General features: G+C 75.5%; 13 protein-coding genes. 8 read left to right on the forward strand and 5 right to left on the reverse strand.

The window, feature by feature from the left end:
• The first annotated feature begins 53 nt into the window (after positions 1-53).
• From BTM25_RS30500 to BTM25_RS23360, 3 genes are read left to right on the forward strand one after another with little or no spacing between them, the layout of a single operon-like run.
• Positions 54-13,898, forward strand: coding sequence for a type I polyketide synthase (locus BTM25_RS30500; protein WP_268877682.1), 13,845 nt, complete (start codon positions 54-56; stop codon positions 13,896-13,898).
• Entirely contained in the window at positions 13,895-15,892 is a 1,998-nt protein-coding gene (locus tag BTM25_RS23355) for a type I polyketide synthase (protein WP_103565115.1), read from the forward strand. Before BTM25_RS30500 ends, BTM25_RS23355 begins: the two co-directional genes overlap by 4 nt.
• A gap of 11 nt (positions 15,893-15,903) precedes the next feature.
• The gene (locus BTM25_RS23360) at positions 15,904-16,839 is read left to right on the forward strand and encodes an AfsA-related hotdog domain-containing protein (protein ID WP_103565116.1); all 936 of its coding nucleotides are present in this window, start codon (positions 15,904-15,906) and stop codon (positions 16,837-16,839) included.
• Between the two features lie 16 nt (positions 16,840-16,855).
• Here the strand turns inward: BTM25_RS23360 and BTM25_RS23365 are convergent, their stop codons facing one another.
• Complete coding sequence (locus BTM25_RS23365) at positions 16,856-18,220, reverse strand: vWA domain-containing protein (protein WP_103565117.1); 1,365 nt, start codon at positions 18,218-18,220, stop codon at positions 16,856-16,858.
• Between the two features lie 307 nt (positions 18,221-18,527).
• Between BTM25_RS23365 and BTM25_RS23370 the strand changes: the two genes are divergently transcribed.
• The 3 genes from BTM25_RS23370 (at position 18,528) to BTM25_RS23380 (ending at position 21,301) form a co-directional block, all read left to right on the forward strand.
• Positions 18,528-19,007 carry a DUF4396 domain-containing protein gene (locus tag BTM25_RS23370; RefSeq protein ID WP_103565118.1) on the forward strand — a complete coding sequence of 160 codons (480 nt, stop codon included), beginning with the start codon at positions 18,528-18,530 and terminating at the stop codon, positions 19,005-19,007.
• A gap of 139 nt (positions 19,008-19,146) precedes the next feature.
• Positions 19,147-19,869 (forward strand): polyprenyl diphosphate synthase, encoded by a 723-nt coding sequence (gene uppS, locus BTM25_RS23375; protein WP_103565119.1) that lies wholly within the window; start codon positions 19,147-19,149, stop codon positions 19,867-19,869.
• Position 19,870: 1 nt separating this feature from the next.
• Positions 19,871-21,301, forward strand: a complete 1,431-nt coding sequence (locus BTM25_RS23380; RefSeq protein WP_235828585.1) for an oxygenase MpaB family protein — start codon at positions 19,871-19,873, stop codon at positions 21,299-21,301.
• A 115-nt stretch (positions 21,302-21,416) separates the two neighbouring features.
• On the opposite strand, the gene BTM25_RS23385 is transcribed toward BTM25_RS23380, so the two are convergent.
• Positions 21,417-21,773 carry an SH3 domain-containing protein gene (locus BTM25_RS23385; protein ID WP_103565120.1) on the reverse strand — a complete coding sequence of 119 codons (357 nt, stop codon included), beginning with the start codon at positions 21,771-21,773 and terminating at the stop codon, positions 21,417-21,419.
• 201 nt (positions 21,774-21,974) lie between these two features.
• On the opposite strand from BTM25_RS23385, the gene BTM25_RS23390 reads away from it, so the two are divergent.
• Positions 21,975-22,706: a S1 family peptidase gene (locus tag BTM25_RS23390; protein WP_103565121.1), complete on the forward strand. Its 732-nt coding sequence runs from the start codon at positions 21,975-21,977 to the stop codon at positions 22,704-22,706.
• 41 nt (positions 22,707-22,747) lie between these two features.
• Here BTM25_RS23390 and BTM25_RS23395 read toward each other — a convergent pair whose 3' ends face one another.
• A complete protein-coding gene (locus BTM25_RS23395) occupies positions 22,748-23,962 on the reverse strand; it encodes an NAD(P)/FAD-dependent oxidoreductase (protein ID WP_103565122.1) in 1,215 nt (404 codons plus the stop codon).
• Between the two features lie 20 nt (positions 23,963-23,982).
• Positions 23,983-24,567 (reverse strand): GTP cyclohydrolase I FolE, encoded by a 585-nt coding sequence (gene folE, locus BTM25_RS23400; RefSeq protein WP_205648254.1) that lies wholly within the window; start codon positions 24,565-24,567, stop codon positions 23,983-23,985.
• Positions 24,568-24,850: 283 nt separating this feature from the next.
• On the opposite strand from folE, the gene BTM25_RS23405 reads away from it, so the two are divergent.
• The gene (locus BTM25_RS23405; RefSeq protein ID WP_205648232.1) at positions 24,851-25,555 is read left to right on the forward strand and encodes a helix-turn-helix transcriptional regulator; all 705 of its coding nucleotides are present in this window, start codon (positions 24,851-24,853) and stop codon (positions 25,553-25,555) included.
• Here the strand turns inward: BTM25_RS23405 and BTM25_RS23410 are convergent, their stop codons facing one another.
• A complete protein-coding gene (locus BTM25_RS23410) occupies positions 25,556-26,620 on the reverse strand; it encodes an aromatic ring-hydroxylating oxygenase subunit alpha (RefSeq protein WP_103565124.1) in 1,065 nt (354 codons plus the stop codon). It lies immediately after the preceding gene.
• Positions 26,621-26,708: the final 88 nt, after the last annotated feature.

Consider the following 26,708-nt stretch of genomic DNA (forward strand, 5'->3'; position numbering starts at 1 on the left):
TCCCGGCGCGGCCGGGACCCGCGCGGCTCCCGAGGTTCACGAGGAGACGCACCATGACAGCGGTCGCGATCATCGGCATGTCCGCCCGGCTGCCCGGCGCGGACGGCCCGGACGAGTTCTGGGAGCTGCTGCGCTCGGGCACGGACGCGGTGGGCGAGCCGCCGCCCGGCCGGGACGCCCCGCGCGCGGGCGGGTTCCTCGCCGACGTCGCCGGGTTCGACGCGGCGTTGTTCGGCATCGCGCCGCGCGAGGCCGTCGCGATGGACCCGCACCAGCGGCTGACGCTCGAACTCGGCTGGGCGGCGCTGGAGCACGCCAGGCTCGCACCCGACCGGCTGTCCGGCACCGACACGGGCGTCTTCGTTGCCGCGCCCGGCGACGCGTACGCGACGGCGGTCCGCGACCATTACACGTTCACCGGACGGCAGCGGAGCATGGTCGCCAACCGGTTGTCGTACGCGCTCGGGCTGCGCGGGCCGAGCCTCACCGTCGACACCGGCCAGTCGTCGTCGCTGGTCGCGGTGCACCTGGCGGCCTCGAGCCTGCGCGCAGGGGAGTGCGACCTCGCGGTGGCGGGCGGGGTGAGCCTGATGCTGGCGGCCGAGACGGGGCTCGCCGAGCTGGGCGCGCTGTCGCCCGACGGCCGCTGCCACGTGTTCGACGCCCGCGCCAACGGGTTCGTGCGCGGCGAGGGCGGGGGACTGGTCGTCCTCAAACGGCTGGCGGACGCGCTGTCCGACGGCGACCGGGTCCTCGCCGTCGTCCTCGGGAGCGCGGTGAACAACGGCGGGCGCGAGCGCGGGCTGACCGTGCCGAGCGCGTCCGCGCAGGCCGCCCTGATCGGACGGGCGTGCCGCCGGGCCGGGGTGGACCCCGCCGCCGTCGGCTACGTCGAGCTGCACGGGACGGGCACGGCGGTCGGCGACCCGGTCGAGGCGGCGGCGCTCGGGACGGCGCTCGGCATCGCGCCGGGCCGCGTCCGGCCGCTGCGGGTCGGGTCGGTGAAGACGAACATCGGCCATCTGGAGGGCGCGGCGGGGATCGCGGGGCTGCTCAAGACCGTCCTCGGCCTGGCGCACCGGCACCTGCCCGCGAGCCTGCACTACGCGACGCCCAACCCGGCGATCCCGCTGGACGAGCTGAACCTGAGCGTGCAGGACACGCCGGGACCGTGGCCGGACGGGCGGGCGATCGCCGGGGTCAGCTCGTTCGGCCTCGGCGGGACGAACTGCCACGTCGTCGTCGCCGAACCCGAGACCCGTCCGGTCGAGCCGCGCGCGCAAGGCCCGGCGGAGGTGCCGTGGGTGCTGTCGGCGCAGACGGCGGCGGCCCTGCGCGGCCAGGCGCGGAACCTGCGGGACGTTTCCGGCGACGCCCGCGACATCGGCTTCTCGCTGGTCACGACGCGCGCCGAGCTGGAGCACCGGGCGGTCGTCCTCGGCGGCGACGCGCTCGGCGCCGTGGCCGCCGGACAGCCGCACGCCCGCGCCGTCACCGGCCGCGCGCGGAGCCGCAGCCGGACGGTGTTCGTCTTCCCCGGCCAGGGCGCGCAGTGGGCGGGGATGGGACGCGCGCTCGCCGCATCCTCGCCGGTCTTCGCCGCCCGCCTGCGCGAGTGCGCCGACGCGCTCGCCGAGTTCACCGGCTGGTCACTACTCGACGTCCTCGCCGGCGGCCCGATCGGCGGCCCGGTAGACGGCCCGATCAGCGGTCCGAAGGGCGGTCCGAACGGCGGTCCGAACGGCGGTGCGGACGGCGGTGCGAAGGGCGGTCCGGACGGCTGTCCGAACGGCGGTCCGGACAGAGGTCCGGACAGCGGACCGCTCGGCGGCCTGGACGGTGACCCGGTCGGCGGCGCGTTCGGCGGCCCGGATGGCGGCCTGGTCGACGGCCTGGACCGGGTGGACGTCGTGCAGCCCGCGCTTTGGGCCATCATGGTGGCGCTCGCGGCGCAGTGGCGGGCGCTCGGCGTCGAGCCGGACGCCGTCGTCGGCCACTCCCAGGGCGAGATCGCCGCCGCGTGCGTCGCCGGGGCGCTGTCCCTGCGCGACGCGGCGCGCGTCGTGGCGTTGCGCGGCCGGGCGCTCACCGAGCTGGCCGGGACGGGCGGCATGGCGTCGGTCGCGCTGCCCGCCGAGGCCGTCGCCGGCCGCCTCGCGCGCTGGGACGGACGGCTCTCGATCGCGGCGGTCAACGGCCCGGAGTCGTCGGTCGTATCGGGCGAACCGGACGCGCTCGCCGCGTTCACCGCCGCGTGCGAGGCGGACGGGATCCGCGTCCGGACCGTCCCGGTGGACTACGCGTCCCACTCCGCGCACGTCGAGGCGATCCGCGATCGGCTGCTGCGCGACTTGGCGCCGGTCACGCCGCGCACGCCGGAGATTCCGTTCCGCTCGGCCGTCCGGGACATGCCGCCGGACGCGCCGCTCGACGCCGCGTACTGGTACGCGAACCTGCGCCGGACCGTGGACTTCGCCCCGGCGGCGCGTGCCCTCGCCGAGGCCGACGACACCGTGTTCATCGAGGTCAGCCCGCATCCGGTGCTGACGACGGCCGTCCAGGAGGCCACCGGGTGCGACGCGGTGCCGACGCTGCGCCGCGACGACGGCGATCTCGGCCGGTTCCTGCTGTCGGCCGCCGAGGCGTACGTGCGCGGGGTCCCGGTGGACTGGCGCCCGGCGTGCGGCGCGGACGCCCGCTCCACGGACCTACCGACCTACGCCTTCCAGCGAAAGCGGTACTGGCTGGACCGCCCCGAAGAGACCACGGCGGCCATCACCATGCCCGAACCGGACGCCGAACCGGGCGCGGAACCGGACCTCGCCGACCGGGTGGCCGCCCTGCCGCCGGACGCGGGCCGCCGCCTGCTCGGGGACCTGGTCCGCGCCACGGCCGCCGCACTGCTCGGCCACCCCGGACCGGACACGATCGAAAACGGAACATCGTTCCGCGACCTCGGCTTCGACTCCCACACGTCCGTCGCGCTGCGAGACAAGCTGAGCGCCGCGACCGGACGCCCGCTGCCCCGCACGCTCGCCTACGACCGGCCGACCCCGGACGCCGTCGCCGACCACCTCCACGCCGAGCTGACCAACCCGGCCGCCAGACCCGCCGTTGATCGCGCCGTCGGCCCTGCCGACAACCGCGCCGCTAGCCGCGCCGCTGATCACGCCGACAACGTCGCCGTCGGCCACACCGTCGGCCACACCGTCGGCCGCGCTGCCGACCGCGCGGCTGACCGCGGCGCTGGCTCCGCCGCCAACCCGGCCGCCAACCCGGCCGCCAACCCGGCCGCCAACCCGGCCGCCAACCCGGCCGCCAACCCGGCCGTCGGCCGCGCCACCAGCCACACCGCCGACCGTGCCGCCGATCGTGCCGCCGACCCCGCCGACAATCTCGCCGCCGACCGCGCCGCCAGCCCGGCCACTAACCTCGCCGCCAACCTCGCCTCGGAGGCGGCGGAGGCGGCGGAGGCGGCGGAGGCGGCGGGGACGGCGGGGACGGCGGGCGCGCGCGGTCCCGAGCCGATTGCGATCGTCGGCATGGCCTGCCGGTTGCCCGGCGGCGTTGCCGGTCCGGAGGACCTCTGGAACCTTGTTCGCGACGAGACAGACGCGATGGGTCCATTCCCCGACGACCGGGGATGGGACCTCGCGTCCCTCTATGACCCCGATCCCGACCGCGCGGGCCGCACTTACGTCCGCGAGGGCGCCTTTCTCGCCGACGTGGCGGGCTTCGACGCGGCGTTCTTCGGCATCGCCCCCCGCGAGGCGCTGGCGATGGACCCGCAGCAACGCCTGCTGCTCGAACTGGCGTGGGAGTCGCTGGAGCATGCGGGGCTGGACCCGTCGGCGCTGCGCGGCACCCGCACTGGCACCTACGTCGGCATGTACGGCTGGGACGCGGGCGAGACCGTCGAGGGCTACCGCCTCACCGGCGGCATGTCGAGTGTCGCGAGCGGGCGCATCGCCTACACGCTCGGGCTCGAAGGCCCTGCGGTGACGGTCGACACGGCGTGCTCGTCGTCCCTGGTCGCGGTGCATCTGGCGTGCCGGTCGCTGCGGTCGGGCGAGTCCGACCTCGCGCTGGCGGGCGGCGTGACGGTCATGGCGACGCCGAGCATCTTCGTGGAGCTGGCACGGCAGCGCGGCCTCGCCAAGGACGCCCGGTGCAAGGCGTTCGCCGCCGCCGCCGACGGGACGGCGTGGGGCGAGGGCGCGGGACTGCTCGTCCTGGAGCGGCTGTCGGACGCGCGCCGCAACGGCCACGATGTCCTCGCGGTGGTGGCCGGGTCCGCGACGAACCAGGACGGCGCGTCCAACGGCCTGACCGCGCCGAACGGCCCGTCCCAGCAGCGGGTGATCCGCGCCGCGCTCGCCGACGCGGGCCTTGCGCCCGCCGACGTGGACGTGGTCGAGGCGCACGGGACGGGCACGGCCCTCGGCGACCCGATCGAGGCGCAGGCGCTGCTCGCGGCCTACGGGCGGGAACGCGAGCGTCCGCTGCTGCTCGGCTCGCTGAAGTCGAACATCGGGCACGCGCAGGCGGCGGCGGGCGTCGCGGGACTGATCAAGACGGTCGAGGCGATCCGGCACGGGATCGTCCCGAAGACCCTGCACGTGGACGCCCCCACCCCGCACGTCGACTGGACGTCGGGCGCGGTGGAGCTGGCCACGGCCGCCCGCGCGTGGCCGGAGACCGGGCGGCCGCGCCGCGCGGGCGTGTCCTCGTTCGGCATCTCCGGCACGAACGCCCACGTCATCGTGGAACAGGCCCCCGACCCCGAACCGGCGCCCAGAGCCCAGGCGTGGGGCACCGTCCCGTGGCTCCTGTCGGCCAAGACCGAGGACGCCCTGCGCGGCCAGGCCGAACGCCTCCTCGCCCACCTCGAAGACACCGCGAACAACCCCGCCGACGTCGGTCGCTCGCTGGCCGCCCGGACGGCGTTCGAGCACCGCGCCGTCGTCCTCGGCGCCGACCGGGCCGCGCTGACGGCCGGGCTCGCCGCCGTCGCCGCCGCCGAGCCCGCGCCGGACGTCGTGCAAGGCCGGGCGGGTGAGCGGCACGGCGGGACGGTCTTCGTGTTCCCCGGCCAGGGCGGGCAGTGGCTCGGCATGGCGGCGGACCTGCTCGACCGCTCCCCGGCGTTCGCCGAAGGAATGGCCGCCTGCGCCCGGCACATCGACCCGCTCGTGGACTGGTCGCTGCTCGACGTCGCCCGCGAAACGGCCGACGACGCGTGGCTGGCGCGGGTGGACGTCGTCCAGCCCGTCCTGTTCACGGTGATGGTGTCGCTCGCCGGGCTGTGGCGCTCGCTCGGCGTCGTCCCGGACGCGGTGGTCGGCAGCTCGCAGGGCGAGATCGCCGCCGCGTGCGTCGCCGGGGCGCTGCCGCTGGACCAGGCGTGCCGGCTGATCGTGGAGCGGTCGCGGATCTTCGCCGCCGAGATGGCGGACACCGGCCGCGTCGCGTCGGTCGGCGCGGCGGTCGCGGCCGTGGAGGCGCGGCTGGCCGGTCATCCCGCGCTGTGCGTGGCGGGCGTGAACGGGCCGTCGGCCACGACGGTGGCCGGGCCGGTGGCGGAGCTGACGGCGTTCGTCGCGGAGCTGGAGGCGGCGGGCGTCCGGGCGCGGGTCGTCGCGGCGTCGGTGGCGTCGCACTCGCCGGAGGTCGAGCGGGTCCGGGCGCGGCTGGACGACGTGCTCGCGTTCGTCCGGCCGGAGAACGCCGAGGTGGCCGTCTATTCGACCGTCACCGGGACGGCCGTCGCGGGCGCCGAGCTGACGACCGCGTACTGGTACGAGAACTGCCGCCGTCCGGTCGCGTTCGAGACGGCCGTCCGGGCGCTGCTCGCCGACGGCTACCGCGACTTCGTGGAGTGCGGCCCGCACCCGGTGCTCGCGATGAACGTCGAGGAGATCGCCGAGGGCACCGGCGCGATCGTGGTCGGGACGCTGCGGCGGGGCGACGGCGGCGAGGCGCGGTTCCTGGCGTCCGCCGCCGAGCGGTACGCGCGCGGCGGGCCGACGGACTGGCGGCCGGTGTTCGGCGGTGCGCGCCGGGTGCCGCTGCCCGCCTACGCGTTCGAGCACGAGCGGTTCTGGCTGGAGCCGCGTGCCGGGGGTGACGCGGCCGGTCTCGGGCTCGTCGCGGCCGGGCACCCGTTCCTCGGCGCGGTCACCGACGTCCCCGAGTCCGGCGCGGTGATCCTGTCCGGGCGGCTGTCCCGGACGGCGCACGCGTGGCTGGCCGACCACACGGCGGCGGGCGCGGTCCTCGCGCCCGGCACGGCGTTCGTGGAGCTGGCGCTGCGCGCGGGCGCCGAGGTCGGCTGCGGCGACCTGCGGGAACTCGTCCTCCACACGCCGCTGACGCTGCCCGAGCGGGGCGGCGCGGCGGTCCGCGTCGTCGTGGACGAGGCGGACGAGCCCGGCTCCCGCGAGGTCGCCGTCTACTCCCGCGCCGACGGGACGGACGAGCCCTGGACCGTCCACGCGCGCGGTCGCCTCGCCGTCCCGGAAACCGTGGAAACCCCCGGGCGGGGCGCGTGGCCGCCGCCCGGCGCGACCCCCGTCGACCTCGCCGGCGCCTACGACCGGCTCGCCGGGCGCGGCTACGGCTACGGCCCCGCGTTCCAGGGCCTGCGGGCGCTCTGGCGGCACGGCGACGCGGTGTCGGCCGAGGTCGCGCTGCCCGGCGGCGACCCGGCCGGGTTCGGCGTCCATCCCGCGCTGCTGGACGCCGTCCTGCACGCCGCGCTCGTCGCCGCGCCGGACCGGGAGTTCGCGCTGCCGTTCGCGTTCGAGGACGTCCGGCTGTTCGCGCCGGGCGCCGACCGGCTGCGGGTGACGCTGACCCCGGCGGGACCGGACGCGGTGGCGCTGACGGCGTCCGATATGTCCGGGCGCCCGGTGCTCGCGGCCGGGTCGGTCACGCTGCGCCCGCTGTCGCCCGAGCAGCGCGCGGCGGTGTCGCGCGCCGGGCGGCCCGCGCACCGGCTACTCGCGCTGGCCTGGCCGCCGGTCGCGGTCCCCGACGCGCCGCCGGTTTCGGTGACGGCCTGGGACGCCCTCGGCCCCGGCGCGCCCGTCCCGAACGTCGTCGTGCTGAACGGCGCGTTCACCGGCGGCACGGGCGACGTCGTCGCGTCCGTCCACGACGTGACCGCGCGCGTCCTCGCCGTGCTCCGCGAATGGCTGGCCGACGATCGGTTCCTCGGCAGCACGCTGCTCGTCGTCACCCGGAACGCGGTGGACCCGCCCGGCGGCGCCGCGCCCGACCTCGCCGCCGCCGCCGTCTGGGGCCTGGTCCGCGCGGCGCAGGCCGAGGCGCCCGGACGGTTCGTGCTGGTCGACACCGACGCGGACGTGGACGTCGCGTCCGTCGTCGCGACCGGCGAGCCGCAGGTCGCGCTCCGGTCGGGCGTGCTGCGCGCGGCGCGGCTGGCCCCGGTGCGCCCGGCGCCGGGCGGCGGGTTCGACGCGTCCGGGACGGTCCTGGTCACCGGCGGGACGGGCGGGCTCGGCGCCGCGCTGGCCCGGCACCTCGTCTCCGAGCACGGCGTCCGGCGGCTCGTCCTCGCCGGGCGGCGCGGCCCGGACGCCCCCGGCGCCGCCGAACTGCTCGCCGACCTGGCCGAACGCGGCGCCGACGCGCGGGCCGTGCGCTGCGACGTGTCCGACCGCGCCGCCGTGGCCGCCCTGGTCGGCGGGATCGCGGAGCTGACGGCGGTCGTCCACACGGCCGGCGTCCTGGACGACGGCCTGATCGAAGCGCTGACGCCCGAGCGCATGGACGCCGTCCTCGCGCCCAAGGCCGACGCCGCCTGGTACCTGCACGAGACGATCCCCGAGGCCGCGACGCTCGTCCTGTTCTCCTCGGTGATGGCCGTGACCAGCGGACCGGGCCAGGGCAACTACGCGGCGGCCAACGCGTTCCTCGACGCCCTCGCCGCCCACCGCCGCGCCGGCGGACGGCCCGCGCTGTCGATCGGCTGGGGCCTGTGGACCCGGACGACCGGGATGGCCGAACAGCTTCGCGACGCCGACATCGTCCGGCTCAACCGGCAGGGTCTCGCCGAGATGCCCGTCGCCGACGGCCTCGCGCTGTTCGACGCGGCCGTCGCGCAGGACCGCGCCCACGTCGTCGCGGCGGCGCTGGACGCGGCGGCCCTCCAGGTCTCGGCGGGGATCGGGGCGCTGCCGCCGGTGCTGCGCGACCTCGTCCCGGCGGCGCGGCCCGCCCCGGCCGCGTCCGTCGAACCCGGCGACGTGCTCGCGCTCATCCGCAGCCAGACCGCCGTCGTGCTCGGCCACGGCGGCGCGGACCGCGTCGCGCCGGACCGGACGTTCCGCGACCTCGGCTTCGACTCGCTGACGGCCGTCGAACTGCGCAACCGGCTGAAGGCGGCCACCGGCCTCGCTCTCCCGGCGGCGGTCGTGTTCGACTACCCGACGCCGTCCGCGCTCGCCGCGTACCTGAGCGACCGCGTCGCGGGCACCGAAGCGCGTCCGGACGACGCTCCGGTGGCCGTCGACGCCGCCGATCCGATCGTCATCGTCGGGATGGGCTGCCGTTTCCCCGGCGCGTCCTCGCCCGACGAGCTGTGGGACGTCGTCGCGAACGCCCGCGACGTCACGTCCGGCCCCCCGGACGACCGGGGCTGGGACCTCGCCGCGCTGCCCGTCGACCGGGGCGGCTTCCTGCCCGACGCCGCCGCGTTCGACGCCGCGTTCTTCGGCGTCAACCCGCGCGAGGCGGCGGCGATGGACCCGCAGCAGCGGCTCCTGCTCGAAGTGTCCTGGGAGGCGCTGGAACGGGCCGGGATCGCGCCCGGCTCGCTCACGGGCAGCCGCACGGGCGTGTTCGCCGGGCTGCTCGCGCAGGAGTACGGCATCGGCGTGGACGAGGCGGCGGCCGGGGTCGCGGGCTACCGCCTGACGGGCAGCTCGGGCAGCGTCGCGTCCGGCCGCGTCGCCTACGCGCTCGGGCTCGAAGGCCCGGCGGTGACCGTGGACACGGCGTGCTCGTCGTCGCTCGCGGCCGTCCACCTCGCGGCGCAGTCGCTGCGCGCGGGCGAGTGCGACCTCGCGCTCGCCGGGGCCGCTACCGTCATGGCGACGCCGCGCGTGTTCGCCGAGTTCGCCCTCCAGCGCGGCCTGGCCGCCGACGGGCGCTGCAAGCCGTTCGCGGCGGCGGCCGACGGCACCGGCTGGAGCGAGGGCGCGGGCGTGCTCGTCCTGGAACGGCTGTCGCGGGCGCTCGACCTCGGACACCGGGTGCTCGCGGTGGTCCGGGGGAGCGCGGTGAACCAGGACGGCGCGTCCAACGGGCTCACCGCGCCCAACGGGCCGTCCCAGCAGCGGGTGATCCGGGCGGCGCTCGCGAACGCCGGGCTGTCGGCCGGCGACGTGGACGTCGTGGAGGCGCACGGCACCGGGACCGTCCTCGGCGACCCGATCGAGGCCGAGGCGATCATCGCGACGTACGGGCGGGAGCGCGCGGTTCCGCTGCTCCTCGGCTCGGTGAAGTCCAACCTCGGGCACACCCAGGCGGCGGCGGGCATGGCCGGGATCATCAAGACGGTCGCGGCGATGCGGCACGGGACCGTCCCGCCGACCCTGCACGTGGACGCGCCCACCCCGCACGTCTCGTGGACGGACACCGTCGTGCTCGCTCGCGGCGCGGTGCCCTGGCCCGAGACGGGACGGCCGCGCCGCGCCGGGGTGTCGGCCTTCGGGATCTCCGGGACGAACGCGCACCTCATCCTCGAACAGGCCCCCGCCGCTCCCGAAGCCGCGGCCGGGCCGCCGCTTCCCGTCGTGCCGCTGGTGCTGTCGGCGCGGAGCGCGACCGCGCTGCGCGGGCAGGCCGCCCGGCTGCTGGCGACCGTCCGCTCCGGCGCCGATCCGGCGGACGTCGGCGCCGCGCTCGTCACGACCCGGACGCCGTTCGAGCGCCGCGCGGTGGTCGTCGGCACCGACCCGGACGAGCTGGCCGCGCGTCTGGCGAAGGTGGCGGACGGGGCCGTCCGGTCTCCCTCGGCCGCGGCGACGACGGTCTTCCTCTACCCCGGGCACGGGAGCCAGTACGCGGGCATGGGCCGCGGGCTCGCCGCCGCGTTCCCGGTGTTCGCGGACGCGTTCGCCGAGGTCTGCGGTGCGCTGGACCCGCATCTGGACCGTCCGCTGGCGTCCGTCCTGGACGACGCGGACCTGCTGAACCGGACCGAGTACACCCAGCCCGCGCTGTTCGCCGTCGAGGTCGCGCTGACCCGGCTGCTCGGCGCGTGGGGCGTCCGGCCCGGCCTCCTGCTCGGACACTCCCTGGGCGAGCTGGCGGCGGCGCACGTGGCCGGGGTGCTGTCGCTGCCGGACGCATCCCGGCTGGTCGCGGCGCGCGGACGCGCGATGCGGAGCCTGCCGCCCGGCCGGATGGCGCAGATCCGCGCGAGCGCCGACGAGGTCGCGCGGTCGCTGGACGAGCTGGGCTCGGGCGCGTCCGTCGCGGCCGAGAACGCGCCCGACGCGACCGTCGTGTCCGGGCCGGCGGGCGAGATCGAGCGGGTCGTCGCGCTGTGGCGGTCGCGGGGCCGCCGGGCGGTGCGGCTGCCGGTCGCCCACGCGTTCCACTCCTCGGACCTGGACGGCGTCCTGGACGAGTTCGCCGCCGTCGCCGGGGAGGTCGCCTACCGGCCCCCGGAGATCCCGGTCGTCGCGAACCTGACGGGGCGGCTCGCGTCCGGGGACGACCTCATGTCGGCCGGGTACTGGGTGCGGCAGGCGCGCGAGCCCGTCCGGTTCGCGTCCGGCCTCGGCCGCGCCGGGGACGGGGCCGTGTTCCTGGAGGTCGGGCCGGGGCGTGCGCTGTCGTCGCTCGCGGCGCAGTCCGCGACGGGCGCCGCGCTCCCGACGCTGCGGCACGACCGTCCCGAGCCGGTGACGCTCGTGACCGCGCTCGGCGAACTGTCCGCCCGGGACGTCCCGGTGGACTGGCCCGCCTACTTCGGCGCCCGCCCGCCCGTGGACCTGCCGACCTACGCCTTCGACCGCCCCCGGTTCTGGCTGCTGCCCGAACCCGCCGCCGACGCGACCGACCTCGGCTTCGACACCGCCGACCACCCCGTCCTGACCACGCGGATGGAGACGCCCGGCACCCTCATCCTGTCCGGACGCCTGGCGTCCGGCGGCTGGGCGGCCGACCACGTCGTCGGCGGCGCCGCGTCCGCGCCCGGCACGCTGTTCCTCGAACTCGCGGCCCGCGCGTGCGCGGAGGTCGGCGCCGACGTCGTGCGGGAACTGATCCTGCGGACGCCGCTCGTCCTGCCCGCCCCGGGCGTCGCGATGCAGGTCGTCGTCCGATCCGGCGAGCCCGGAACCTGGGACGTGACGATCTCCTCGCGCACCGCCGACGGCCCCTGGACCGTCCACGCCACGGGCACACTCGCCGCCGCGCCGGACCCCGCGCTGGACGCGGTGCCGGTGAGGCTCCCGTCCGGCGCGGTCCCCGTCGGCCTGGACGACGCGTACGCGCGGCTCGCCGACCTGGGCTTCGCGCACGGCCCGGCGTTCCGGGGCCTGCGGTCGCTGTGGCGCGCGGACGACACCGTGTACGCCGAGGTCGGCACCCCGGACGGCGTGGACGTCGCCGGTTTCGGCCTCCACCCGGCACTGCTGGACGCCGCGCTCCAAGGCTGGCTGGCGGCCGGCCCCGGGCGCGCGCTCGTCCCGTTCGCCATCGAGGACGCGACACTCCACATGCCCGGCGCCGGGCACCTGCGCGTCCGCCTCACCCCGGCGGGCCCGGACGCGGTCGCGATCGCAGTGGCGGATGCGGACGGCCGCCCGGTGCTGACGGTCCGCTCGATGCGGACGCGTCCGATACCGCCCGGCGGATTCCGCGCCCCCGTCCGCCTGCACGCGCTGACCTGGACCCCCGCGACGACCCAGCCGCAGGAAATCCCGCAGCTGGAAGCACCGGACGTCCCCCAACCGGCGGCGGCCAACCAGCAGCGGGAGGCGCCGGACGTCCCGGCGGCGGCGAACATTCTGGTGTCCGACGCGTTCGTGAGGGACGTGCCGGTGCTGGAGGTGCCGGACGTCGGGCTCCATGAGGCGGTGCGCACCGTGTTGTGCGCGCTGCAGGACGCGGAGGGGCGCCTGGCCGTCGTCACGCGCGGCGCGGTGGCGCTGCCCGGCGAGGACGTGACAAGTCTGCCCGGCGCGGCCGTCTGGGGCTTGATCCGCTCGGCGCAGGTCGAGGAACCCGGCCGGTTCGTCCTGGTGGACACCGACGGCTCGCTGGATCTCGCCACCGTGCTCGCCACGGGCGCGCCGCAGCTCGTCATCCGGAACGATGTTCCGTATGTGCCGGGGCTGGCTCCGCTGCCCGAGTGTGGAGCGGAAGCGTTCCCAGCCGACGGCACGGTCCTCATCACCGGCGGGACAGGCGGTCTTGGCGCTGTGCTGGCCCGTCACCTGGCCGCCGCGCACGGCGTCCGGAAGCTCGTACTCGTCAGCCGCCGGGGCCCCGCCGCGCCCGGCGCGGACCGGCTCCGCGCCGACCTCGCCGAGCTGGGCGCGACCGCCGCGATCAGCGCGTGCGACGTCGCCGACGGCGCGGCCGTGGCCCGCCTGGTGGCCGGGATCCCGGACCTGACGGCCGTCGTCCACACGGCCGGGGTGCTGGACGACGGCGTCCTCGGCTCCCTCGCGCCCGACCGCGTCGACCCCGTCCTCGCCGCGAAGGCGGACGCCGCCGGGCACCTGCACGACGCGACGCGCGACCGCGAGCTGCGGGCCTTCGTGCTGTTCTCGTCCGTCGCGGGCACGCTCGGCTCGGCCGGTCAGGCCGGTTACGCGGCGGCGAACGCCTACCTGGACGGCCTCGCCGCGCACCGCCGGGCGCACGGCCTGCCCGCCGTCTCGATCGCGTGGGGCGTGTGGGCGCGGCGCGACGGCATGACCGCCCATCTCCGGGACGTCGACCTGGCCCGTCTCAGCCACCGCGGCCTCAAGCCCTTCTCGACGGCCGAGGGCCTCGCGATGTTCGACGCGTCCCTTGCATCGCCCCACCCCGCCGTCACAGCCCTCGGCCCGCACCACACCCCGGCCGCCGCGCCGACCCACCCGCCGCGCCACGCGTCAGACCGCGCAACGAGCGGCGCGACTGGCCGCGCGATGGGCCGAGCAACAGCGGGAGCGGTGGGCGATGCGGCGAGCCGCCCGACAGGCGATGCGATGGGCTGGGCGGCTGGCCGCTCGGCGGTGGGCGGTACGTCGGACCGTGCGACGGGCTGGTCGGCCGATGGCACGGCGAGCAGCACGGCGGAGTGGTCGGCGGACGGTGCGTCGGGCCGGGCTGAGGATCATGAGACCGGCTGGGTGACGGGCCGCGCGGCGGACCGGGCGACGCATCGCGCGGCGAGTGGCGCGGTGGAGTGGGCGGCGGGTGGTGCGTCGGGCCGGGTCGTGGATCGGGCGGCGGGTGGCGTCGGCGGGGACGATCCGGTGGAGCTGCGCAGGCAGCTTGCCGCGCTGGATCCCGACGGGCGGCGGCGCCGGGTGCTGGATCTGCTCGGCCGACGTGTCGCGGAGGTGCTCGGGCACGGGGACGGGGACGTCGAACCCGACCGCAGCTTCCGTGATCTCGGGTTCGACTCGCTCACCGCCGTCGAGCTGCGCAACGCGCTGACCGCCCTGACCGGCACGCCGCTCCCGGCGACGGTCGTCTTCGAGTACCCGACCCCCGCCGCGCTCGCCGACCACCTGAACCGGACCGTCCTCGGGACGGACGCGGCGGCGGAACCGGTGCGGCAGAACCCGGAGGAGCTGATCGAGGCGATGGACGCCGAGCAACTGATCGAGGCCGCGCTGCGCGGCCGGACCGGTCCGCGATGAGCGCGGGCACCGAGGCGCGGCTGGTGGCGGCGCTGCGCGAGGCGCTGAAGGAGATCGAGCGGCTGCGGGCGCACGGCGCGGACGCGTCCGACCCGGTCGCGATCGTCGGCGTGGGCTGTCGCCTGCCCGGCGGCATCGCGTCGCCGGACGACCTGTGGGACGCGGTCGCCGCCGGACGCGACGCGATCTCCGGATTCCCCGCCGACCGGGGCTGGGACCTGGATGCCTTGTACGACCCGGATCCGGACCGTCCGGGCACCTTCTACGTCCGCGAGGGCGGCTTCCTCGACGACGCCGCCGGGTTCGACGCCGCCTTCTTCGGCATCGGCGCGGGCGAGGCCACCGCGATGGACCCGCAGCAGCGGCTGCTGCTGGAGGTCGTGTGGGAGGCGCTGGAGCACGCGGGCATCGACCCGCACGCGCTGGCGGGCACCGACACGGGCGTCTTCGCGGGCGCGATGGCCCAGGAGTACGCGGCGGGGGACGCCGCCGCCGACGGCCACCGCCTCACCGGGACGGCCGGCAGCGTCGTCTCCGGCCGCGTCGCCTACACGCTCGGCCTCGCGGGACCCGCGCTGACCGTGGACACGGCGTGCTCGTCGTCGCTGGTGGCCGTCCACCTCGCCGCGCGCTCGCTGCGGACGGGCGAGTGCGATCTCGCGCTCGCGGGCGGCGTGACCGTCATGGCGACGCCGCGCGCGTTCGTGGACCTGGCGCGCCAGCGCGGTCTGTCGCCGGGCGGCCGGTGCCGGTCGTTCGCCGCGTCCGCCGACGGGACGGCCTGGAGCGAGGGCGCGGGCGTGCTCGTCCTGGAACGCCTGTCGGACGCCGAGCGCCGGGGCCACCGGGTGCTCGCGCTCGTGCGCGGCAGCGCGGTCAACCAGGACGGCGCGTCCAACGGCCTGACCGCGCCGAGCGGCCTCGCCCAGCAGCGCGTCATCCGGGCGGCCCTCGCCGACGCGGGCCTCGCGCCCGCCGACGTGGACGTGGTCGAGGCGCACGGGACGGGCACCGTCCTCGGCGACCCGATCGAGGCCCGCGCGATCCTCGCCGCCTACGGCCGGGACCGCGAGCGTCCGCTGCTGCTCGGCTCGGTGAAGTCCAACCTCGGGCACACGCAGGCCGCGGCGGGCATCGCGGGCCTCGCCAAGATGATCGCCGCGATGCGGCACGGCACGGTGCCCCGCACCTTGCACGTCGACGCGCCGACCCCGCACGTGGACTGGACGGACGGCGGCGTCGCGCTCGTGACCGACCCCGTGGACTGGCCCGCGTCGGACCGGCCGCGCCGCGCGGCGGTGTCGTCCTTCGGCATCTCCGGCACCAACGCGCACGTGATCGTCGAGGAGGCGCCCGCGCCCACGCCGGACGCGCCGCGCCGCCCGCCGGACGCGATCCCGTGGGTCCTGTCCGCCAAGACCCCGGCGGCGCTCGCCGAGCAGGCCCGCCGCCTGCTCGCCCACGCGGAGCACCACGACCCGCTCGACATCGCCTACTCGCTCGCGACGACCCGCGCGCGGTTCGCCCACCGCGCGGCCGTCGTCGGCGCCACCACCGACGAGCTGACCGCCGGGCTGCGAAAGACGGCCGCCGGGCACGCGCCCGTCCCGCCGGACGGCCCCGCGCGCCGCTTCGTGGCCGGCGAGGACGTCGACTGGACGGCCGTGTTCGCCGGCTCGGGCGCCCGCCGCGTCGACCTGCCGACCTACCCGTTCGAGCGGCGCCGCTTCTGGCCGGGCACGCCCGCGTCCGCGCCGGCCGAAGGGCCGCTCGTGGAACTGGTGCGCGCGGCCGTCCTGGAGGTCGTCCCCGGCGAGCCGCCCGGCCCGGACGACGACCTGGTCGACCGGGGCCTGACCTCGCTCACCGCCGTCGAGCTGCGCAGCCGCCTGCACGAGCTGACCGGCGTCCGGATCACGCTGGCCGAGATCTTCGACGACCCGACGATCCGCGCGCTGGCCGAGCGGTCCGCACCCGTCTACGTCCACGACTGAAGGGGAGCCCCATGACCGACCACGCCGTCCATCCCGCGTCCGCCGCGCTCGGCTTCGAGGCGACCGTGCCGCCGTTCGCGGTCAACCGGCGCTCGGCGGCCGAGGTGTTCGTCACCGACGCCGGACGGGTCGCGCCGGACGAGTTCGTCCTCGCGATGCGCGTCCCGCGCGGCCACGTGCTCTGGTCCGACCAGCGCGGCCCGTGGCACGACACCGTCTCGACCGTGGAGGCGTTCCGGCAGGCGTTCGTGCTCGTCCGGCACAAGTACCTGGACGTTCCGCGCGGCACGCCGTCCGGGGTGCAGCGCCTCGACCTGGCCGTGGAGGACCTGGACGCCTACCGCGACGACGGCGTCTCCCCGCTGGACGGCGTCGTCCAGCTCCGCGTCACCCGTCCGGACGGGCGCGGCGACACGTTCGAGATCACCGGCACCTACACGGTCGGGTCGGCCCTGGCGATGACGCTGTCGTTCAGCAGCATCATGTTCCCGCGCGAGTCGTACGAGGAGATCCGCGCCTACCAGCGGTCGCGCCGGACGGCGGGAAGCGCGCCCGAGGTCCGTCCGGTCGATCCCGCGTCGGTGGGACGCCGCGACCCGCGCAACGTCGTCGTCGGACTGGCGCCGTCCCGGCCGGACCGGTTCCCCGTCGTCCTGGACCGCTCGCACCCGTCGTTCTTCGACCGCGACTACGACCACGTCCCCGGCTCGCTGCTCATCGAGGCGCTCCGCCAGAGCACGCTGCTGACCTCGGCGAACGGCGGCGGCGCCGCGCTGACCCGCGCCGCGCTGGACTTCACCACGTTCGTGGAGCTGGACGCGCCCGTCGAGTGCTCGATGTCGGTCGCGCGCGGCACGTCGCCGGACGTCGTGACGGCGTCGGCGGGCGTCGAACAGTACGGCGAGCGCGTCGCGGGCGGCACGCTCGAACTGACCGCCTTCCCCTAGCGCGCGGCGGCCTTGCTCATCGCGTCAAGGTGCGCGCCACGTACGCGCCGACGGCCTTGCTCATCGCGTCGAGCGAGGCCGATGTGACCTGCGTGCCGGCCGACTGCTGGACGAGGAAGTAGGTGAGCGCGGCGGTGCACGTCGCGGCGGCGGCGCGCGGCAGCGTGCAGGTGATCCAGCGCGGCGCGGGCGTGCCCTGCTCGAACGACAGCGTGGTGAGCCCGACGCTGCCGCCCGGCACGGAGTTCCGGCTGGCAATGGCGATCGTGCCCGTCGCCGCGTAGAAGTCGGGCGCGCCGGTCGGAAGGTCCGTGGACCCCTTGTCGTGCCGCGTGCAGCCGGTCCCGTACGCCGGGTCCCGCAACTGGGACGCGACGCCACCGAACACGCTGCACGCGATCTCCATGCGCGGCGTGACGCCCCCGGCCGTGAACCACGCCTGGACGCCCTCGCCGGTGTCGCTCCCGATCCACGCGCCCGTCCCGGAGGAGAGCCCGAGATAGGAGTTGTCGCAGACGGCGGCCGGTCCGATCAGGTACTCCGCGACCGTCCCGTACATGCCCGCCGCGTACACGCGGGCGCGGGGCGGCAGGACGACCTGGCTCGGCAGGCGCACCGACGTCGGTGCCGGCTTCGGCTGCTGCGCCCCATCGACCGTCTTCTCGCAGGGCTCGGCGGTGACCGTCCGGGTCGGCACGGCGATCGGCTGGAGTTCGCCCGACGACGGCACGGTGAACTTCTTCAGCGTGGCGGTCAGGTCGGTGCGGTTGTCCACGAACGCCGGACGGCCGCCGCCCGCCGAGGCGAGCTGCGTCAGCGCGGCCTGCTCCTGCGGCGCGACCTTGTACCCGACGAACCGGAACTGCAGGTCCAGCCCGGCTTTGCGCGCCCGCGCCTCGATCGTGCGCCGCAGCGCGGCCGTGTCGGACGTGCACGCGTCGGTCCCGTGGCTCGTCACGACGACGATCCGGTTCCGCTTGGTGCCCCGCTGCGGGAACCGGCCGGTGAAGTCGTGGATCGCCGCGAGGACGCCGCCGCCGAGTGTGGCCCGTCCGGCGGGGACGAGCCGGCGGACGGCCGCGCCGATCTTCGCCCCGTTGCCCGTCCCGCTCCTGACGAGCTGGGCCGTGGCGTGCGGATCGCCGCACGCCCCGCCGAACCGGCGCAGCGCGAGCGCGTCGTGGTCGCCCGCGTCGTCCGTCACGGCCGCGACCGCGCCGCGCAGCGCGTCGAAGTCCGCCGCGTTCGTGGCCGAGGAGTCGACCAGCAGGGTCGTCCGGTACTCCGGCGCCATCGAACGGACGACGAAGAACCCGATAGCGACGACGACCGCGAGCACCCCGGCGACCGATCCGGCGATGATGAGCCCGCGGCGGCTCACGCGTACCCGTCCACAACGCCTCCCGGCCTCGCAGAAGGGCTTCAGCGTAACGACGGACGACCCCGGAGACCGGGTCTGGCTGGAACCGGCCAGCCCGCCGGATCCCCGCCCCGCGCGGCGACCGACACCGGCGCCGACGGGACACGATCGAGGCCGCCCGGCCCCCGCGCGGTGTGACGGCGCGGGCACGAACCGGCCGCGCTGGACCCCGGCCGCACCACCGTGATCGGCCCGCCGCCACCCGGAATATACCGGCCGGGGGTATCGTTCACCCGTGCTGACGGTTCGACGCACCACGGAGGGCACCATGAGCGACCACCATTCCCACGGAGCACCGGCGGCCGTGGGCGCGACGTGGGCGGCGGCCGCGCAGGCGACCCTGCACTGCCTCACCGGGTGCGCCATCGGCGAGGTGCTGGGCATGGTCCTCGGGACGCTGTTCGGCTGGTCGAACGTCCCGACCTTCGTCGCCGCCGTCGTCCTCGCGTTCGTCTTCGGCTACGGCCTGACGATGCGCGGCGTGCTCCGCGCGGGCCTGTCGCCGCGCGCGGCGCTGAAGGTCGCGCTGGCCGCCGACACCGTCTCGATCGCCGTGATGGAACTGCTCGACAACGCGACCGTGGTGGCGTTCCCCGGCGCGATGGACGCGGGCCTCGGCGACGCGGTGTTCTGGCTCTCGCTGGCCGTCGCCTTCCTGATCGCCTTCCTGCTCACCACGCCCGTCAACCGCTGGATGATCGGACGCGGCAAGGGCCACGCGGTCGTCCATCAGTACCACCACCACTAGGGAGCGGGGTACCCGCAGGAACCCGCCCGGTCGCGACCGGGAGCGCAAGACGTACCGAGCCGACGGGTTGGTGCGGGAGTTCGGGAAAGGCCGCTCATGGGTGGTTGCGGTGTGTCATCCTCTGGGCACAGGAGGATAGATGGTCGCTGTGCTGCCACGGCATGTGGCCTGCGTGATGGACGGCAACGGACGCTGGGCCGAGCGGAAGGGCCTGACGCGGACGGAGGGCCACCGCGTCGCGGAGGGCTCCGTCATCGACGTCATCGAGACGTCGCACGCGTGCGGCGTCGAGTGGCTGACCCTGTACGCGTTCTCGACCGAGAACTGGACGCGTCCCGACGACGAGGTCGCCTTCCTCATGCGGCTGGTGCAGCGGACGCTGCGCAAGCACGCCCCCTCGCTGCACCTGCGCGGGATCCGCTGCCGCTTCCTCGGCGGCGACGACCGGCGGATCCCGTCGTCCCTCGCCCGCGACATCGCCGAGATCGTGGAGCTGACCAGCGGGAACACGCGGATGACGCTGACCGTCGCGTTCGACCACGGCGGACGCGACGCGATCGTCCGCGCGGCGCGGGCGCTGGTGCGCGACGGCGTGCCCGAAGAGGCCGTGACCGAGGAGGCGCTGGCCGCGAAGTTCCAGTACCCGGACACGCCGGACGTCGACCTGGTGATCCGGACGTCCGGGGAGCAGCGCGTCTCGAACTTCATGCTGTGGCAGGTCGCCTACGCCGAATGGATGTTCCCCCCGACCCTGTGGCCCGACTTCCGGGCCGCGGAGTACCGCGCGTGCCTGGAGGAGTACCGGCGGCGCAAGCGCCGGTACGGAGGACTCGGCCGCTTCGACGCGATGGAGATGATCTGACGTGACGGACCCCCTCGACCACGAACAGCGGATCGAACTCGTGCGCAAGTTCGGCAGCGGATCGCTGCTGCGGAAGCTGAGCAGCGAGCTGCGCTGGGGACTGGCCGCCGTCCGCGCCACCGCCCTGGAGGCCGCGCACCCGCAGGTGGGCGGCGCGCTCCTGGACCACTCGACGTTCGCCGCGCACCCGTGGCGGCGGCTGTTCAACACGATCACCAGCGTCGACCGTCTCGTGGACGAGGACGTCGCCGTCCAGTTGCGCGAGGTCGACCGGCTCAACCGGCTGCACGCCCGCATCACCGGCACGGACGAGCAGGGCCGTGCCTACAGCGCCCTCGACGGCGACGCCCGCGCCTGGGTGATCGCCACCCTGTACGACTCGACGGTCGAGGTCTGCCGCCTCACCGGCACGCCGCTGACCGTCCGGGAGGAAGGGCGGCTCTATGAGGAGTTCAAGGCGCTGCTGACCGTCCTGCAGGGCCGCGACGACCTGCTGCCGCCGACCCCGGCGGAGTTCCGCGCGTACTTCGCGGCGATGGTCGCCGAGCAGTTGGAGGACAACGCGGCGGTCCAGGCGATCCTCCACGAGCTGTTCGCGACGGTCCCGGCGCCGCCCCTGCTCAAGGCCCGGCCCGCGCTCTGGGCCGTCGCGCGCGCCATGATCGGTCCCGTCGCCTCGGCCGTGACGCTCGCCTCGCTCCCCGAGACCTTCCGCGCGCGGCACGGCTACACGGCCCCGCCCGGCGCGGACGCGCTCATGCGCGGCGGATACTTCGGCGTCGGCGTGATCACGATGCTGCTGCCGCCGTCGCTGAGCCGCTCGACCGTGGTGATCGACATCCTCGACCCGTCCCGCGAGTCCACGCTCGGCCCCATCAAGATGATGGGCCTGCTGATGGAACAGGCGGCCAAGGCGCAGCGCCTGCTCCGGCCCCGGCACCGGGCGCCCGCGTCCCGGGACGCCGACCGCCTGTTCCACGAGGTGCTCGACCAGACCGGCGACGGGCGCCTGACCTGGCCGGACCTCGCGGCGATGGCCCGTGAGATCGCCACCCGGCTCGACCTCGACGAGCCGGCCGAGACGCGTCTGTTCGGCGCGTTCGCGGCCTGGTGGCAGGAACTGCTCGCCGCGATGGACGCCGACGGCGACGAGGTCGTCACGCGCGCGGAGTTCGCGGCGGGCGCCGCCGCCCTGTCCGGCCCGGCGCTGGCCCACGTCGCCGAGGTGCTGTTCGAGGCGGCCGACAAGGACGGCAGCGGCACGATCTCCGCCGAGGAGTACCGCCTCCTGTTCCGCTCCGGCTTCCAGCGCGACGTGGAGACCACGGGGACCGGCGACATCACGTCCGGCGCGTTCGTCGCCGAGTTCCTGTCGTTCATGACGGGCCGCGTCCCGTCGTCGGCCTGCGACAACCTCCTCGCCACCGCCTGACGCGCGCCGCGCGCGGCAGTGGCGGGGACACTGCCGCGCGCGGGGTCCCGGTGTTGAACCGCCTTGCGCGAGCGGCACGACGCGACGGTTTCGCGCTCATGCCGGAAGGCGGGCGTCAGCAGCCGCGCGGCTTGGCGCCCAGGAGCTTGATGTAGTGCGCGGACACGTAGCCGACGCCTTCGAAATTGTCGTTGTGCGTCGGGTCGAGCTTGTACCAGACGTTGTTCCCGAAGACGCGCTCGCCCTTGACGGAGCACGCGAGCGCGAGAACGTCGCCCTTGTTGTAGGCGCCCTCGCGGAACGACCTGGTGGTGGGCTTGGTCCGGATCGCCAGCTGCGGCGAGGCCGTGACCTTGCCCTGCACGTAGGCCGGTGCGACGGTCTCGGCGTGCGCGGCCGACAGCACGGCGCCCCCGGCGAGAACGGCGCCCACCGTCGCCGCGACCGTCACCGAACGCTTCATCGTGATCATTTCTGCCCCCTGGTAGCGGCCCCTCGGTCGCTCTCGGTGGAGTGAGAGCAACGGAGCGCCGCCGAAGTTCGGGCGTCTCCGGGATTTCTCGCGGCACGGGAGACAGAAGACCCTGTCGTACGAAACACCGGAAGGTGGTCCAACTTTCCGGCCCGACGACGTGTCTCACCCTCCGTATGTCCCGACGAGAGGAGTTCCCGGATGACGCGTCGAGTTCGTGTGCCGGTGGTGACCGCCCTGCTGCTGGCGGGGTCGGTCGTGGCGGCGGCCCCGGCGTCCGCCGTCATCGGCGGGTCGACGAGCACCTACGGGCCGTGGGCCGTCCGGATGCTCATCGACGGGAAACCGGCCTGCACAGGGACGGCGATCACCCGGCGATGGATCCTCACCGCGTCTCACTGCTTCTACGAGCAGGCGCTGCCGATCCGCGACAAGCGGATCTCGTTCCGGGTCGGCGCCCTCGACATGCGCAAGGGCGTCACGGTCCGTCCGGCCGGCAAGCGCGTGGGAAGCGCGCACGCCGACATGATGCTCATCAAGGTGGCGCCGATGAACGTCCCGACGGCGCGCCTGGCCACGACCCACGTCCGGCGCGGCCAGCTCGTGCGGCAGTACGGGTGGGGCGCCACCTGCGCGGCGGAGGACGAGAACGCCTGCCAGTCGCCCGTCCTGAAGCAGTCGACGCTGCGGGTGGTGCGGCCCGACGACCCCCGGTGCAAGGGGTACACCGCGCCGGGCGGCCCGGACTTCTGCATGGAGAAGGTGGCCGGGATCCCGGCCGGCGGCGACTCCGGCGGCCCCGTGATGAGCATCGGCCCGCGCGGCACCGAGACCCTGCTCGGCGTCTTCGACGGCTCCGACCGGGAGCGGACCGCCGAGGCCGGTGAGATCGTCCAGCAGCTCGCCTGGATCCGCTCGGTGGTCCGGGGCTAGGCCGGGTCGCCGTCCGGGCGCGGGGCCCGGACGGCGACCTGTCACACCAGCCGGTCGAGGGGCGTGCCCGGGTCGGCGAGGCGGTCCCGGTCGACGGGACTCGCGGAGCGGATGAGGGCCTGCGTGTCGTCGGTGACGTCCCAGACGTTGACGTTCATCGCCGCGACGACCCGGTCCGCTACGAGCCAGAAGGCGATGAACTCGCGGGCGTCCAGGTCGCCGCGCACGACGACGTCCGGGTCTTCGCCCGGCGGGATGTGGCCGACGTACTCCATGCCCAGGTCGTACTGGTCGGTGTAGAAGTAGGGCAGGTTCTCGTAGCCGCCGGGACGCCCGAGCATGCCGCGCGCGGCGACGGCGGGCTGGTTGAGCGCGTTCGCCCAGTGCTCGACGCGGACGCGCCGTTCCAACAGCGGGTGGTAGGCGCCCGCGACGTCCCCGGCGGCGAAGATGTCGGGGTCGGAGGTGCGCAGGTCGGCGCCGACCTCGATCCCGTCCCCGACGGCGAGCCCGGCGGCCTCGGCGAGGCCGGTGTCCGGGACGGCGCCGACGCCGACCACGACGGCGTCCGCGTCCACGCGCGTGCCGTCGGCGAGCAGCACGCCCGCGGCGGTGATCTCCGCGACCCGCGCGCCGAACGCGAACTCGACGCCGTGCTCGCGGTGCAGCTTCGTGAAGACGTCGGCGATCCGCGGGCCGAGGACGCGCAGCAGCGGCGCGGACTCGGACTCGATCACGGTGACCTCGGCGCCCGCCGCACGGGCCGCCGCGGCGACCTCCAGCCCGATCCAGCCGCCCCCGATGATCGCGATCCGGGCGGCGGCGGCGAGGGTGTCGCGGAGCCGTTCGCTGTCGTCGACCGTGCGCAGGTAGCGCACCGTCGGACCGTCCGCGCCGGGGACGGCGAGACGACGCGGCCGGGCGCCGGTGGCCAGCAGCAGCTTGTCGTACCCGATCCGCTCGCCGCCGGCGAGGGTGACCGTGCGGCCGCCGGGGTCGATGGCCGTGACCTCCGCGCCCAGGCGCAGCTCGACGGCGTTCCGGTCGTACCAGTCCCGGTCGTGGACGACCATCTCGTCCCGCCCGCTGTCCCCTTGCAGGTACCCCTTGGAGAGCGGCGGACGTTCGTAGGGAAGGTGCTCCTCCCGGCCGATCAGGACGATACGGCCGTCGAAGCCCTCGTCGCGCAGGGCCTCGCACGCTTTGGCGGCGGCGAGGCCGCCGCCGACGATGACGAAGGTCGCAGGTTCGGGCATGGTCCGAAGTCTCCTGGGAGTCAGAGGCCGGCGGGGTGCCGGCCGTGGACGAGAGCGAGGAACTCGGCGCGGGTGCGGGCGTCGTCGCGCAGCGTCCCGACCAGCGCGGACGTGATCGTCCGCGTGCCGGGCGTCTGCGCGCCGCGCAGCGTCATGCAGCTATGGTCCGCTTCTACCACCACACCGACGCCCTGCGCCCGCAGATGGGCGTGCAGCCAGTCGGCGACCTGCTTGGTGAGCCGTTCCTGGACCTGCGGGCGCCGCGCGAAGTGCTCGACCACGCGGGCGAGCTTCGACAGCCCGACGATGCGGTCGCCCGGCAGGTAGCCGACGTGCGCGACGCCGACGAACGGGAGCAGGTGGTGCTCGCACACCGATCGCAGCGGGATGGCCCGCACGACGATCAGCTCGTCATAACCCTCGTCGTTCGGGAACGTCGTCAGATCGAACGGACGCGGACCGAACAGCTCGGCATAAGCGTGGGCCATGCGGCGCGGGGTGTCGCGCAGTCCTTCGGCGGAGGCGTCCACGCCGAGGGCGGCGAGGAACTGCGCGGCGGCCTGCTCGGCCGCCGCCAGGTCCAGGCCGTCCGGTTCCCGCACCACCCGCAGCGGCGCGGCGCCGGGCTGCGGACGGACGGGCGGGAGGGCCTGCGGGTCGACGCTCACCGGCGGGGGGCGGTGGCGGGCCGGGCGACCGGTGCGGCGATGTCCATGGTGTTCCTCTTCGTGCGTGACGCCGGGGGGACGGTCGGCCGGACGCGTGGACGGCTCGACCTCCTATTTCGCCAACAAGTCTTAGTGATATTCGCCGGGACGTGTCAACTCACGCGGTGCACGGGCATGTCGGCGCGGCATGGACAAGATCTTTGGGTGTTATCGTGGCGGAGTGATCTCGGATCCCTCCCGGTTCGCGGCGATCGCCGTCCTCGGCGACGACCTGCGCCGCGGCATGTACGCGTTCATCCGCCGGGCGGGCCGGGCCGTCACCCGCGACGAGGCGGCCAGGAGCGCGGGCATCTCCCGCAAGCTCGCCGCCTTCCACCTGGACAAGCTCGTCGACGCCGGGCTGCTGGCCACCCGCTACGAGCACCCCGGCGGGCTGCGCCGCGTCGGCCGCGCGCCCAAGGTGTACGAGCCGTCGTCGCTGGCCGTCCAGGTCAGCATCCCGCCGCGCGAGCCCGTGCTGCTCGCCGGCATCCTGATCGACGCCGTCCGGGCCGAGGCGCCGGGGGAGACCGCGGACCAGGCGGCCCGTCGCCTGGCCCGCGACCGGGGCCGTCGGCTGGGCGAAGACGAACGGGCCGCCCTGCGCGGCGGACGGCTGGGCGCCGAACGGGCCCTGACCTGCGCCGAACAGGTCCTGGAACGGCACGGCTTCGAGCCCGCCCGCGACGCGCCCACCCTGGTCCGGCTCCGCAACTGCCCCTTCCACCCGCTCGCCGCCGAGGCGCCGGACCTGGTCTGCGGCATCAACCACGCGTTCCTGTCCGGGTTCCTGGACGGCCTGGACGCGCCCACCGTCCACGCCGCGCTCAAACCGGAGCCCGGCCACTGCTGCGTCGAACTCGGCGTCACGGACCACCCGGAGTAGCTACGCCGACGGCGTCGATCTCGGCCCGGCGTCCAGTTCCACGAGCCGGCCGAGGAGCTTGCGGTAGGCCAGGCTCATCCGGTCGGCGCGGGTGTGCAGCTCGACCCGGGCGTCGAGGTTGAGTTCGGCGCGGTCGAAGCTCTCCAGGACGAACAGGTCCTCGTCCAGGACGGCGTCCTCGAAGTCGAGCATCGCCTTGATCCTCCCGGCGTCGCCGTGGAAGTCGTTGCGGGTCATGACCTTGTAGATGCGGGTCGAGGTCGCGCTCTCGGGTTGCAGCGCGTAGAGGATCTCGAAGACCTGGTCGGTGAGCGGGAACGTGAGGCACATCGCGACCACGCTCGGCGCGAACGCGGTCTTCTCCACCACGTGCGGCTGGATCTCGGGGTGCTCGCCCGTCGCGGTCAGCGGGTCGTCGGTGTTCCGGTAGTACGTCGTGTAGCGGGTGTTGGCGGTCCAGGCCTGCCGGGTGACGTCGCTCGGCGCGATCTGCGCGCTCTCCGGGGTGCCGAACGTGCCGGTGTGGACGGTCGCGAAGTGCGAGATGTCCACGAAGTTGTCCACGAGCTGCGCCGCCGACGCGGTCGTGCGGCGGGGCTCGGCGAAGATCCGGTCGATGCCCGGGGTGTCCCAGCCCGGCAGGCCCGGCAGGTCGAGGACCGGTTCGCGTGGGGCGATCCAGACGAGGCCGAGGTGCTCGCGCACGCCGAACGGCCTGTCCAGCACGGCCCGCGAGGGGATTCGCGCGTCCGGGCCGGCCGAGGGGACCTCGACGCACCGGCCGTCGGTGCCGTACCGCCAGCCGTGGTACTTGCACTGGAGGGTGCCGTCCACGACCGCGCCGATGCTCAGCGGGGCGAGCCGGTGCGGGCAGCGGTCGCGGGCGGCGAACAGCGTGCCGTCCATCCGCACCACGACCCAGGGCTCGCCGAGGAGCAGGACGCGCGCCGGGCGGGCGGTGATCTCGCCGGACAGGGCGACCGGGAGCCAGGCCCGGCCGAGGGACGGGTGCTCGTTGGTGATCGGCGCCGCCGCCCCCGGCGCGGTCGTCGTTGTCGTGTTCATGGCCGGGACGCTACGGCCGGAGTATGTCAGACAAAGCCTCGCTTCTTTTCGGGGATGTAACCGGCACCTATCCGCGTCGGCGGATCAT

It is taken from the genome of Actinomadura rubteroloni (assembly GCF_002911665.1).
GTDB lineage: Bacteria > Actinomycetota > Actinomycetes > Streptosporangiales > Streptosporangiaceae > Spirillospora > Spirillospora rubteroloni.